General features: G+C 43.0%; 13 protein-coding genes, 1 pseudogene and 1 riboswitch. Of the genes and pseudogenes, 8 read left to right on the plus strand and 6 right to left on the minus strand.

All coding sequences use genetic code 11. From position 1 onward, the window contains the following. Nucleotides 1–12: 12 nt before the first annotated feature. Complete coding sequence (locus HA044_RS05770) at nucleotides 13–957, minus strand: magnesium transporter CorA family protein (RefSeq protein ID WP_187540063.1); 945 nt, start codon at nucleotides 955–957, stop codon at nucleotides 13–15. Nucleotides 958–1,079: 122 nt separating this feature from the next. Here HA044_RS05770 and uvrA point away from each other — a divergent pair, with 122 nt between their 5' ends. From uvrA to thiD, 8 genes and pseudogenes are all read left to right on the plus strand, one after another. Continuing rightward, nucleotides 1,080–3,905 (plus strand): excinuclease ABC subunit UvrA, encoded by a 2,826-nt coding sequence (gene uvrA, locus HA044_RS05775; RefSeq protein ID WP_187540065.1) that lies wholly within the window; start codon nucleotides 1,080–1,082, stop codon nucleotides 3,903–3,905. After that, a complete protein-coding gene (locus HA044_RS05780) occupies nucleotides 3,902–4,969 on the plus strand; it encodes a Xaa-Pro peptidase family protein (protein ID WP_187540068.1) in 1,068 nt (355 codons plus the stop codon). Before uvrA ends, HA044_RS05780 begins: the two co-directional genes overlap by 4 nt. 56 nt (nucleotides 4,970–5,025) lie before the next feature. Beyond that, nucleotides 5,026–6,020, plus strand: a pseudogene (locus HA044_RS10160) (TIM44-like domain-containing protein). A gap of 8 nt (nucleotides 6,021–6,028) precedes the next feature. After that, complete coding sequence (locus tag HA044_RS05790) at nucleotides 6,029–7,135, plus strand: SPFH domain-containing protein (protein WP_187540070.1); 1,107 nt, start codon at nucleotides 6,029–6,031, stop codon at nucleotides 7,133–7,135. A gap of 147 nt (nucleotides 7,136–7,282) precedes the next feature. Further along, nucleotides 7,283–7,843, plus strand: coding sequence for an elongation factor P (gene efp / locus HA044_RS05795; protein WP_187540072.1), 561 nt, complete (start codon nucleotides 7,283–7,285; stop codon nucleotides 7,841–7,843). Between the two features lie 36 nt (nucleotides 7,844–7,879). Next, entirely contained in the window at nucleotides 7,880–8,269 is a 390-nt protein-coding gene (locus tag HA044_RS05800) for an Asp23/Gls24 family envelope stress response protein (RefSeq protein WP_003005404.1), read from the plus strand. After that, entirely contained in the window at nucleotides 8,262–8,693 is a 432-nt protein-coding gene (gene nusB, locus HA044_RS05805; protein WP_187540074.1) for a transcription antitermination factor NusB, read from the plus strand. Before HA044_RS05800 ends, nusB begins: the two co-directional genes overlap by 8 nt. 115 nt (nucleotides 8,694–8,808) lie before the next feature. Continuing rightward, nucleotides 8,809–8,906: riboswitch (TPP riboswitch) on the plus strand. Nucleotides 8,907–8,992: 86 nt separating this feature from the next. Next, nucleotides 8,993–9,784 (plus strand): bifunctional hydroxymethylpyrimidine kinase/phosphomethylpyrimidine kinase, encoded by a 792-nt coding sequence (thiD, locus tag HA044_RS05810; protein WP_187540076.1) that lies wholly within the window; start codon nucleotides 8,993–8,995, stop codon nucleotides 9,782–9,784. 42 nt (nucleotides 9,785–9,826) lie between these two features. Here thiD and thiE read toward each other — a convergent pair whose 3' ends face one another. Genes thiE through HA044_RS05835 form a run of 5 tightly spaced genes read right to left on the minus strand, consistent with a single transcriptional unit; the run spans nucleotide 9,827 to nucleotide 13,139 of the window. Beyond that, nucleotides 9,827–10,462: a thiamine phosphate synthase gene (gene thiE / locus HA044_RS05815; protein ID WP_049474077.1), complete on the minus strand. Its 636-nt coding sequence runs from the start codon at nucleotides 10,460–10,462 to the stop codon at nucleotides 9,827–9,829. Further along, entirely contained in the window at nucleotides 10,455–11,258 is an 804-nt protein-coding gene (locus HA044_RS05820; RefSeq protein WP_187540079.1) for a hydroxyethylthiazole kinase, read from the minus strand. The genes thiE and HA044_RS05820 overlap by 8 nt, the downstream gene beginning before the upstream one ends. Next, entirely contained in the window at nucleotides 11,258–11,782 is a 525-nt protein-coding gene (thiW, locus tag HA044_RS05825; protein WP_187540081.1) for an energy coupling factor transporter S component ThiW, read from the minus strand. The genes HA044_RS05820 and thiW overlap by 1 nt, the downstream gene beginning before the upstream one ends. A 6-nt stretch (nucleotides 11,783–11,788) precedes the next feature. Next, a complete protein-coding gene (gene tenA, locus HA044_RS05830) occupies nucleotides 11,789–12,478 on the minus strand; it encodes a thiaminase II (RefSeq protein WP_187540083.1) in 690 nt (229 codons plus the stop codon). A gap of 10 nt (nucleotides 12,479–12,488) precedes the next feature. Next, entirely contained in the window at nucleotides 12,489–13,139 is a 651-nt protein-coding gene (locus HA044_RS05835) for an energy-coupling factor transporter transmembrane component T (RefSeq protein ID WP_049474073.1), read from the minus strand. Nucleotide 13,140: the final 1 nt, after the last annotated feature.

Consider the following 13,140-nt stretch of genomic DNA (forward strand, 5'->3'; position numbering starts at 1 on the left):
AGACAAGTTTGGTTAGAACCATTTTTTATGGATCAAGTAGACGACGAGGGAGCCGGTCATGGCGAAGGCAATAAAGATGATGAGCCAGAAGGCATTTGGTTCTCCATTGAGCGGTAATTCATTGTCCTTGAAGTTCATCCCGTAGGCTGAGAAAATCATGGTTGGAATGGACATGACAATGGTTACCATGGCCAGGGTTTTCATAATGTTGTTCTGGTTGTTGGAGATGATCGATGCGAAGGTATCAGTCATGGAGTGGAGGATATTTCCATAAATATCTGCCATCTCAATAGCCTGCTGGGTTTCGATCAAGGTGTCTTCCAATAGATCCTCGTCTTCTAGGTATTTCTTGATGTTGCTGGTGGCGCTGGTCAATTTTTTGATCACGCGCTCATTGGTTTTCAGTGAGGCCTTAAAGTAGACGATGGTTTTTTCTAACTCCATCAACTCAATCAGCTCTTCATTACGTGTTGATTTGTGCAATTGGCTTTCAATCTGTTCACTCTTTCGATCCAGGGTACGAAGCGCAGACAAGTAAAGTTCAGCGTTACGATAGAGGATCTGAAAGATAAAGCGCGACCGCATAAAGGTATAGAAATTGCGCAAACGCCGGTGGATAAAGATGTCGAGAAGTGGCAATTTCTCCAAGCAAGTCGTGATAATAGCCTCTTCTGTCAGGATAATTCCAAGTGGAATGGTCACGTAATAGGTCTGGTTGTTGCGCTCTTCCTTGATGGGGACGTCAACGATGATCAAGGTATAGTCGTCCTCAATGGTCATACGGGACATTTCTTCCGCATCGAGCGGTGCCCGTAAGTCTGCAATATCAATATTAAAGGCAGAAGCGATTTCCATTGATTCGCTTTGAGAAGGGTTAACAAGGTTGATCCAGGTACCAGGTTCTAGTGTCTCTACTTCTTTAAATTCAGTCGTTGTCGATAAAAAGACCTGTTTCATGGTACCCTCCCTTGTTTTTGTTACACCTTAACATTATATCAGAAAAAGGACGGTTTTGGATAAAAGAATACTAAAAAATTTGTTATAATGGAGGTTAACAAAAAGGTGATTAGAGTAAGAATATGCAAGATAAAATTGTCATTCATGGGGCCCGTGCCCATAATTTAAAAAATATAGATGTGGAAATTCCACGGGACAAATTAGTCGTGGTGACCGGTTTGTCTGGATCTGGAAAGTCCAGTCTGGCCTTTGATACCCTCTATGCAGAAGGCCAGCGTCGCTACGTGGAAAGCTTATCAGCCTATGCCCGTCAGTTTTTGGGAAATATGGAAAAACCAGATGTGGATTCGATTGACGGATTGAGTCCAGCCATTTCCATTGACCAAAAAACGACCAGTAAGAATCCGCGTTCCACTGTGGGGACAGCAACTGAGATCAATGACTACCTGCGTCTGCTCTATGCGCGTGTCGGTACGCCATATTGTATCAACGGGCATGGAGCGATTACCGCTTCTTCAGTTGAGCAAATTGTCGATCAAGTCTTGGAATTACCAGAGCGCCAACGCCTGCAAATTCTAGCTCCCATTATCCGCAAGAAAAAAGGCCAGCACAAGAATATCATTGAAAAAGTCCAAAAAGACGGCTATGTTCGGGTCCGCATAGACGGTGAGATCTATGATGTAACAGAGGTTCCAGAACTGTCTAAAAGCAAACAGCACACGATTGAAGTGGTGGTGGACCGGATCGTACTCAAAGAGGGAATCCGCTCGCGCCTCTTTGATTCGATTGAGGCAGCTCTTCGGATTGCGGATGGCTATGTGGTCATTGATACCATGGATGGCAAGGAACTGCTCTTTTCTGAGCACTATGCTTGTCCAGTCTGTGGCTTTACCGTCCCTGAATTAGAACCCCGTCTCTTTTCTTTCAATGCGCCTTTCGGCTCCTGCCCAGACTGTGATGGGTTAGGCATTAAGCTGGAGGTGGACTTGGACTTGGTGGTACCAGATGATCGCTTAACCCTTCGTGAAGGAGCTCTTGCCCCTTGGAATCCTATCTCTTCCAACTACTATCCTCAGATGTTGGAGCAGGCCATGATCCATTTTGGCATTGATATGGATCAGCCTTTCTCAGATCTTTCTCAAGAAGAAAAGGACTTGGTTCTCTATGGTTCAAACGGGAAAGAATTCCACTTCCACTATGAAAATGAGTTTGGTGGAGTTCGGGATATTGAGATTCCTTTTGAAGGGGTCGTAAACAATATTCACCGTCGTTTCCGTGAGACTAATAGTGACTTTACCCGCAACCAAATGCGCTCCTATATGAACGAATTGACCTGTGCGACCTGCCATGGCTACCGTCTCAATGACCAGGCTCTTTCTGTTCGTGTCGGTGGGGAGAAAGGGATGCATATCGGGGAGGTGTCAGATCTATCGATTGCGGACCACTTACAAGCCGTGGATCAATTGGTCTTAACGGACAATGAAGCCACGATTGCAAGACCGATCCTAAAAGAGATCAAAGATCGTTTGACCTTCTTAAACAATGTAGGTCTTAATTACTTGACCTTGTCACGCTCAGCAGGAACACTATCAGGTGGAGAAAGCCAACGGATTCGCTTGGCAACCCAGATCGGTTCCAACCTCTCTGGTGTCCTTTATATCTTGGATGAGCCGTCAATCGGCCTCCATCAAAGGGACAATGACCGCCTGATTGCCAGTCTTAAAAAGATGCGTGATTTAGGCAATACCTTGATCGTCGTCGAACACGACGAAGATACCATGAGAGAAGCAGACTACCTGATCGACGTCGGCCCAGGTGCCGGTGTCTTTGGTGGAGAGATCGTTGCCGCGGGAACTCCAAAGCAGGTGGCTCGTAATAGTAAATCCATCACCGGCCAGTATTTGTCCGGCAAGCGCAAGATTCCGGTCCCAACAGAGCGCCGTTCAGGAAATGGTCGTTCTATTGAAATTACAGGGGCCAGTGAGAACAACTTACAAGATATTACAGCACGTTTTCCTCTGGGCAAATTCATCGCAGTCACTGGCGTCTCCGGTTCTGGGAAATCGACCTTGATCAATGGCATCTTGAAAAAAGCCATCGCTCAAAAGCTCAACCGCAATTCGGAAAAACCAGGGAAATACAAGACCATTCAGGGGATTGAGCATATCGATCGATTGATCGACATTGATCAAAGCCCGATCGGCCGGACCCCTCGTTCCAATCCAGCAACTTATACAGGCGTTTTTGACGATATCCGTGACCTTTTTGCTCAAACCAATGAAGCCAAAATTCGGGGCTATAAAAAAGGCCGCTTTAGTTTCAATGTCAAGGGTGGCCGTTGTGAAGCCTGCTCTGGTGACGGTATTATCAAGATTGAGATGCACTTCTTGCCCGATGTATTTGTACCTTGTGAGGTCTGCCATGGACGTCGCTACAATAGTGAGACCCTTGAGGTCCACTACAAGGAAAAAAATATCGCAGAAGTACTGGATATGACGGTCAATAAGGCAGTCGAATTCTTCAAGCATATTCCGAAAATTGAACGCAAACTCAAGACCATCCAAGATGTGGGCTTGGGCTATGTAACGTTGGGTCAACCAGCGACCACCCTTTCAGGTGGGGAAGCACAGCGGATGAAGTTGGCTTCTGAATTGCACAAGCGCTCTACAGGTAAATCCTTCTATATCTTGGATGAACCAACGACAGGACTTCATAGCGAAGACATTTCTCGCTTGATTCAAGTCTTAGAGCGGTTTGTGGATGATGGAAATACCGTCCTTGTAATCGAGCACAATTTGGATGTCATTAAGACGGCAGACCACATCATCGATTTGGGACCTGAAGGCGGTGTCGGTGGCGGAACCATTATTGCGACCGGAACGCCAGAAGAAGTCGCAGCAAATCCTGTTAGCTATACAGGACAATATTTGAAAGGAAAATTACAATGAATCAACAGATCGACAATTTACGAAACAAAATGAAGGCCAAAAACCTTAAAGCGGTACTGATTAACAATTTGAAAAATGTCTATTATTTGACCCATTTCTGGGGTTCAAACGGGACGGCTTTGGTGACAGAAGAACGCGTGGTCCTCTTTACGGATTCGCGCTACACCATTCATGCTCATGCGACTTGTTTCCCCTTTGTGGAGATCGTAGAAACCCGTGATGAGCTGACTGCAGCGGCTGAGATCGTCAAGGATCTTGGAATCAAAGAACTTGGTTTTGAGGACGAAGTGACGGTGGCCTACCATGCCCGTATGGCTTCTGTTTTCAGTGGCATCAACCTTCAATCCCTAACGAACTTTGTGATGGAATTGCGCTTGGTCAAGGATGAAACAGAGATTGCGGCCATTAAAAAAGCTTGTAGTATCTCTGACCAAGCCTTCCGTGATATTTTGGACTATATCAAGGTGGGACAAACGACAGAATTGCAAGCAGCAACTTTCCTCGATTTTAGAATGCGGGAGTTGGGAGCATCAGGTGTATCTTTTGATATCATCTCCGCAGCTGGTGAACGTTCTGCTATGCCACACGCAACTCCAAGTGATCGGGTGATTTCAGCAGGAGATGCCTTGACCCTCGATTTTGGTTGCTTGTATGATCACTATGTCAGCGATATGACACGGACCATCTATGCTGGACATGTCAGCGACAAGGAAAGAGAAATTTACGAAACGGTGTTGAAAGCCAATCAAGCCTTGATTGCTGCGGCCAAAGATGGACTTGGTTTCCGTGATTTCGATAAAATCCCACGTGATGTGATCGAAGCAGCCGGCTATGGCCAATACTTTACTCATGGAATCGGTCACGGAATTGGGCTTGATATCCATGAAGAACCCTACTTTAGCCAAATGTCTAAAGAAGCCATTCAAGCAGGGATGGTCTTGACAGATGAACCAGGGATTTACATTGAAGGTCTCTCTGGTGTGCGCATCGAAGATGACCTCTTGATCACAGAAACTGGCTGTGAAGTCTTGACACTTGCACCTAAAGAATTGATTGTCCTATAAAATAGACAGTATTTTCTTAACCCCTGTGTAACAAACAAAGATAAGAAATGAGGCCTATGAAAAAACGAATTTTAGTATTGGGAATTCTTCTATCAGCTCTCTTATTTGTATGCGTTCCTTCTGCCCATGCTGGTGTTGGAAATACAGATAGCGGTGGTAGTAGCTTGATTGATTCAGGTGGAGGGGGCAGTAGTTGGTCTGGTGGAGGCAGTAGTTGGTCAGACAACGATAGCAGCTGGTCTGGTCGTAGTAGCTGGTCAAGTGATTCAAGTAGTTATAGCTCGTCAGATTCAGTTTCGTCATCTGGGTTTTTGACTGGTCTTACCATCATGATTGTTTTGCTTGCCTTCGTGTTTAATGCCATTAAACAAAATGGTGGCCTTTCAAATGACTCAGAGGATTCAAGTAGTGGCAGTGGTCCAAAACGGACAACCGAGGAACGTGCTGGTCGACCAATTGAAAACAACTATGAAGCCGCCGTATCCGAAAATTGGACCCAATGTTTGATGAAGATCGCTTCTTGTCACAAGTCAAGCTGGTTTACCTTCAATTACAATCTGCTTGGACAGAAAAAGATTGGAATTCCGTGCGGAGCTTAGAAAGTACTAGTCTTTATGAGCAACACTTGACTCAGTTGCAGGAGCATATTCGAGCAAAAACGACCAATGTTCTAGAGCGCGTGCGTGTTGAAAATTCTAAAATCAAAGACTTTATCGAAAATCCAGAAGGCAATGACCGCATCGAAGTTATTTTGTCTTCAACAATGAGAGATTACATCCGAGACGATGAATCGGGTCGTGTGATCGAAGGGGATCCGACCAAAGATCTCTTTACAGTATACCGTATGGTCTTTCTCCGTGAACACGGGGCTCAGACAGAGATCATTAAGAATTCTGAGGTCTTAAGTGATCACTGTCCGAACTGTGGTGCGCCACTGACCATCGATACGATCGACAAGTGTGAGTATTGCCAAGCGTCATTGAAACACAATCCAAAAGATTGGGTCTTGGATGTTTATGAAGTTGTGGATGAAATTGAATTCTACAGATAGGAGAATATATGGGATTTATTAAAGCAGCCCTTTCAGCGGGCATTTCAAGTTTTCAAGATAGTAAATTTAAGGAAGCTATTACCTTGCCAGAAGCTGTTCCAGCAACAGCTTTGGCCATCAAGGGACAACTGTTGACCAAAGATCCGGACGGACGCTCACGCCAGAGCAACCAAAATACTGGTCTGTTGACAGATGGCTCTGTTGTCATTGTTCCTCAAGGCTATGTCGCTCTTTTAGTCAATAATGGAACCTTTTTGGGAGACCTTCTAGAAGCAGGAAGCCACGAATGGCAAGCTGGTGAGAATGCTTGGCTGTTTGAAAAAGGCGGAGTGAAAGGGACTTGGGACCAGTTCAAGAATCGTTTCTCATTTGGTGGGCAAGTGGTGACCCAACAAGAAATTGTTTTTGTACGGATGCAACCTTTTACAGGAAATAAATTTGGAACTCAAAACCCAGTCGAGTACTTTAGCGACCGTTACCAACAGCTTCTGAGCGTTCGCTTTTATGGTCTCTATGATGTGAAAATAGCAGATCCGGTTCTTTTCTATGTCAGTGCAGTCAGTCGCCAAATTACGGCAGATAAACCTTTTACCTTGGAAGATGTAGCTCAGGGAACCTTGCGCCAAAACCTCGCTCCAAAAATTGCCGTCGCCCTTTCAAAATATACAGCTGAAAATAAGGCGGATATTTACAATATCAATGCAGATCAAGACGTTTTCAATGAAGTCGCAAAACGCGAAGTCAACAAAACGTGGTCAGAACTATATGGTATTGAATTAACCAATGTCCTGATCGAAGATCTGAGCTATGATGCTGATAGTATGGCCAAGGTCAATAAACTGGACAGTGAATTGGCAGCGATGAAGTACAATACCATTGAAATTGAAGAGCGTCGCGCCCGCAATGAGGCCTTGGTGGCAGCTGCCAAAAATGAAGGTGGCAATGGCATGAATATGATTATGGGGATGAATCTGGGTCAAGCTCTGGGAAATGATCTGCAACAACAAGCAGCACCAGCTCAAGACAAGCCCAAAACCTTCTACATTGAGGTGGGTGGCAAATATGTCCATGTGACCAAAGATGCTGATGGTAATATTGTCCCTGTTGATGAATAGAAGGAAACTAGGCTCAGAGATGTAGAGTCTCCAATCGCTAGTCTCTGCACTCTTTCCTTCCTAAAAAGAAAAGATTGCTGTTTGAGAAAAATCAAATAGTGTGTTACAATAAAGAGTAATCTATTTTTAAAAAAGAGGTAATAAAACATGATCGAAGCAAGTAAATTAAGAGCTGGTATGACGTTTGTCACAGCAGATGGAAAATTGATTCGCGTTTTGGAAGCAAGTCACCACAAACCAGGTAAAGGAAATACCATCATGCGGATGAAATTACGTGATGTCCGTACTGGTTCTACATTTGACACAAGCTACCGTCCAGAAGAAAAATTTGAACAAGCGATTCTTGAGACTGTCCCAGCCCAATACTTGTACCAAATGGACGACACAGCCTACTTCATGAACACAGAAACTTATGACCAATACGAAATCCCTGTAGTCAATGTTGAAAATGAATTGCTTTACATTCTTGAAAATTCAGAAGTGAAAATTCAATTCTACGGAAGTGAAGTGATTGGGGTAACTGTACCAACTACTGTTGAATTGACAGTCACAGAAACTCAACCATCGATCAAAGGTGCTACAGTGACTGGTTCTGGAAAACCAGCAACAATGGAAACAGGACTTGTTGTAAACGTTCCAGACTTCATCGAAGCAGGACAAAAACTCGTTATCAACACTGCAGAAGGAACTTACGTTTCTCGTGCGTAAGAGACCTCTCAGGGTGTCAAATAGAAAGGAACTTCTATGGCAACTGAACAATTTGGTGACATCGTTATTGCACCACGTGTATTAGAAAAAATTATTGCGATTGCAACGGCAAAAGTAGAGGGAGTTTACTCTCTTGAAAATAAGAGCGTGTCAGATAGCCTTTCAAAACGCTCACTTGGTCGTGGCGTCTACCTTCATACAGAAGAAGACGGTCAGGTCTCAGTGGATATTTATCTCTACCTTGAATATGGAGTGGCGGTACCATCTGTAGCAGTAGCGATCCAAAAGGCTGTGAAATCTGCTGTGTATGATATGGCGGATGTCACCTTGGATGCGGTTAATATCCACGTTGTAGGGATTGCAACAGAAAAATCTCCAAAACCAGACTTGAAAGACTTGTTTAATGAGGACTTCCTCAATGACTGATAAAATTTTATTAGAATCACGTCGAGATTTACGCGAGCGTGCCTTCCAAGCCTTGATGGCCTTGGAGTACGATGGAGACATTGTCGAAGCTTGTCGCTTTGCTTATCTGCATGATAAGGACGTGGCAGAAGATGCAACAGTTGATCTTCCGGCCTTCCTCTTGAATATCGTGACCGGCGTTTATCAGTCAAAAGATCAATTAGACAAACAAATCGGTCAACATTTGAAGCCTGGTTGGACAGTAGAACGCTTGACCTTGGTAGAGAAAAATATTCTGCGCCTTGGAATTTTTGAAATGACAGAGTTTGACACTCCACAGATTGTTGCTGTGAATGAGGCAGTCGAATTGGCTAAGGCCTTTTCAGATGAGACTTCATCACGTTTTGTCAATGGTGTTCTCAGCCAATTTGTGACAGAAGCATAGTATAAAAGAGCCCGCGGGCTCTTTTTTGATTGAAGGAAATATCTATTTTGGACCTAATTTTAATCTAATCTTACGATATAAAGTATAAAAATATGCTATACTAAAGAAAAAAGAAAACAACCACTAGGGGTGCGTAAAGCTGAGATTAACGACTGTTAGACCCTTTGACTCGATCTAGGTAATGCTAGTTGATGGAAGTGGACAAAATAACAATGGTTTATAAGCCACTAATTGACTTCTTGATACAGACTTTATCTTGTTTTACCAAATACAAACTTCAGCTGGTTGGGAGGTTTTAGATGACTTATTTACCCGTTGCTCTAACAATTGCTGGAACTGACCCTAGCGGTGGAGCTGGAATAATGGCTGATTTAAAGTCATTCCAAGCTAGAGGTGTCTATGGAATGGCCGTTGTAACTAGTCTTGTCGCTCAAAATACCAGGGGGGTTCAATTAATAGAGCATGTTTCTCCTCAAATGCTGAAAGCTCAATTGGAAAGTGTTCTTTCAGATATTTCCCCTCAAGCTGTAAAAACTGGTATGCTTGCGACTACGAAAATCATGGAGATGATCCAACCCTACTTAAAGCAACTTGATTGTCCCTATGTGCTTGATCCTGTGATGGTAGCTACTAGTGGAGACGCTTTAATTGATACAAGTGCAAGAGACTATCTCAAAACAAATTTGCTGCCTCTTGCAACGATTATTACACCCAATCTTCCTGAAGCAGAAGAAATTGTCGGCTTTTCTATCAAAGACCAAGAAGATATGCAAAAGGCTGGGCGTTTGATCCTAAAAGAATTTGGGCCTCAATCAGTTGTTATCAAAGGAGGACACCTCGAAGGTGGTGCCAAAGATTTCCTCTTCACAAAGGATGAAGAATTTGTCTGGGAAAGTCCACGAATTCAAACTTGCCATACCCATGGTACTGGCTGTACCTTTGCTGCAGTTATCACTGCTGAGCTTGCAAAAGGGAAAACCCTCTATCAAGCAGTTGATAAGGCCAAGGCTTTTATCACAAGAGCTATCCAAGATGCCCCTGAACTTGGGCATGGTTCTGGTCCTGTTAACCATACAACTTATAAAGATTAAAAAAACTCTCTCATTCCCCATATATTGGGAATGAGAGAGTTTTTATTTAGAGATGATTTGATCTAATTTTGTTAAAAATTCTTGGGTTCTTGCTTCAATATCTCTTGCCTGCATCAAATCACGAACTACTGCGATACCAGCAATACCTGTTCCAGAAAGTTGATGGATATTTTCACAAGTTAAACCGCCAATCGCTACGACTGGAATACCGACTGCTTGGCAGATGTCCTTTAAGGTAGAAATGAGGGTAATAGGGGCGTTTTCCTTGGTTGTTGTGGGGAAAATTGCTCCTGTTCCTAAGTAATCCGCCCCAGATTCTTCTGCTTCGAGTGCTCTTTTCACTGTTTTTGCAGTTACACCTAGTATTTTCTCTGTGCCCAAGACTTGTCTGGCTACTGAAACTGGGAGTTCATCATCTCCTATATGAAGTCCTGCAGCATCGACAGCTAGGCACACATCCAAACGATCATCGATAATCAAAGGAACTTGGTAGGTATCGGTAATTTGTTTCACCATTTTTGCAAGTTCATAATACTGATTGGTCGTGAGCTGTTTTTCTCGTAGCTGGATCATGGTAACACCTGACTGACAAGCTTGCTCAACTTTTTTAAGGAAGGTTTCAAGCGGATCTTGGTAGCGATTCGTAACCAGATACAGTCTAAGCGTTTCTTTAAGCATAATAGCCTCCTTTGATTGCATCTAACCAGTTGGCATCCTTTTTTAAGAGAGACAATTGATTAAGAGTCTGTAAACGGAAGTCTTCTAGCCCCATTTCTCGGTCTATAATTTTCTCTGCAGCGATATTCAGATAAGACACTGCGAGACAAGATGCTTCAAAGGCTGTAGTCCCATGACTAAGGAAGACCGCAGCTAGAGCGCCTACAAGATCTCCCGTTCCTGTGATCCAGTCCAGTTCTAGACAACCATTTGTCAAAATGGCAACTTGATTAGGTGAAACGATGAGATCTTTAGGACCGGTAACTAAGAATGTACTTGTTGGATAGCCTTGACACCAGTCTTTCAGGACCCCCACTAAATCTGCTGTTTCTTGATCTTTCTGGCTGGCGTCCACTCCAACTCCATGGTGCTTCAAACCCACTAGGCTTCGAATTTCAGACATATTTCCCTTAATAATGGTTGGAGAATATGTCAAAATATCCATTGCTAAGGTCTTGCGGATAGGAGAGGCAGAGACGCCAACCACATCTAAAACCATAGGTAGCGAGGATTTAGCTGCAAAGGATGCTACCTTAAGAATCGCTTGTTCTTTGTCAGCTGACAAATGCCCTAAATTCAATAAGATAGCTGCACTTTGCTTGGTAAAATCAAGGACCTCTCTGGAGTCATCTGCCATTACTGGCTTAGAGCCCAGAGCCAAAATTGCATTAGCGACCATCTCACAGGAAATTTCGTTAGTGATACAATGGATTAAATGACTTTCAGATAGAGGAAAGGGATTTTGAAAGGTATACATCAGTTAATCCTTTCTTCAAAGAAATAGCTTTGTACCTTTTTAAAGAATTTCTGGGTAATTAAAAATCGAAATGATACAAAAGCTATGGCTGTCCCGATCAAGGTAGCTCCGATAAATCGTGGTGTGTAAATAAACCAACTGAGTTTTGCAGCTGAGCCTGTGAAAAATACCATAACAGGATAAGAGACAATAGAGCCGATGATTCCTGTACCGATGATTTCTCCTAAGGCAGAAAAGTAGAATTTTCTACCATATTTGTAAAAGAGTCCGGCTAGTAGAGCTCCAAAGGTAGCTCCTGTTAGGGCCAAAGGAGGAATTCCTTGTGTTGTCATACGGATAAAAGCAGTCTCAGTTGCCATGACTAAAGCATAGACTGGTCCCATTATGGTTCCTGCTAAAATATTCACAACACTAGACATAGGTGCCATTCCTTCGACACGGAAGATAGGTGTCAGAACCACATCGAGGGCAATCATCATGGATAAAACGGTTAATTTATGAATTTGTAATTGGTTGGTTTTCATTTTTCATTAATCTCCTTTTTCTAAAGCCTGTAAAGTGCTCTTCCATGTTTGATGCTGGTAGGCCATTTCCCAAAACTGTGCTTCCATATAAACGCTAATTCGGAAGGCTTCGAGCATTTTTTTCTTGTCTAGCTCGTCACTTTCACTGTAGAGTTGATTGACTAGTTCCGTCTCTTCTTTTATTTGCTGTTCGAGTTCATCTGTAATGTAAGTTTCAATCCACTTCTGATAAAGGACTTCTGGTGAAGGATGAAGATTAAGTGCCTTACCTAGGTCATGGTACAACCATGGGCACGGGAGCAAGCTCGCAAAAGCAATGGCTACGTTCTCTTCTTCAAATTGACGATAAATATGCGAAATATAATGGTAGCAGGTTGGAGCAATCGGCTGCTCTGCCATTTCCTTGTCATCAATCCCCAGCTCCTTGAAAAACTGTTGACGGATAAATAACTCACCTTCGACTAAGCTCTGAGCATTTTGTTTCAAAAGTCTCTTCATTTCTTGTTTTGAAGTTTTTTCAGCTAAGTGATCATAGGCTTTTGAAAAGGCATTTAAGTAGTAGGCATCCTGAATCAAGTAATAGCGAAAAATGGAAGGATCTAAATTTCCCTTTTGTAACTGTAAAATAAAAGGGTGCTGAAAGGAAGCCTGCCAGGCCTCCCTGGATAATTCCATAGCAATATCTGTAAATTCCATAATAACTCCTTTATAAAAACAGACTGATTTGAAGGGTTAAATAGATAAGTAGGTAGATGATTTTTGTCTGTCTGGGAATATAAAAGTTCCGATAGGACTTTTCTATCATGGCATCTTCATCATAGCCATGTGCTGATAAGGCTCTTAAGTATAGATGTCGCCATCTAAAGACGCTAATCAAGACCTTGCTATAAATCAAAGGGGACCAAAAATGCAATTTTTGCCCTCGTAACAAACAGGCCTCCTTTATGGATTTAATTTCTTTCTGAATCAGCGGAAAAGCATTGAAAACCACTAACAAGGCATAGGCCCAAGACCGTGACAATCCCATTTGTGCCAAATACAAGAGTAACTCTTTTAGTGAGATGCTTGAGATAAATACAATCCCTATACAAACTGTCACAAAACCCCTGGTTCCAAGTAAAACTGCTTGGGAAACATCTCCATGTAAATGAACTGCCCAGTAATTGGCAAAGCCTGGTAGGATAGCCAAGAAAACCATCCAAATCATCATATGAAACTTGCGATAAAAGCACATATAGACGATGCAAAAGAAGGCAACCGATAGATTGAGAGGAACCGATGGAACAAAGGAGGTTTCCAAGGATAAAAGTAGTAAAAAGAGGATTGTTACCGGAGTTTGAGTGGGGACTTTAACCATT

The organism is Streptococcus sp. IMAU 99161 (assembly GCF_014435245.1).
In the GTDB taxonomy this organism is placed as follows: Bacteria; Bacillota; Bacilli; order Lactobacillales; family Streptococcaceae; genus Streptococcus; species Streptococcus lactarius.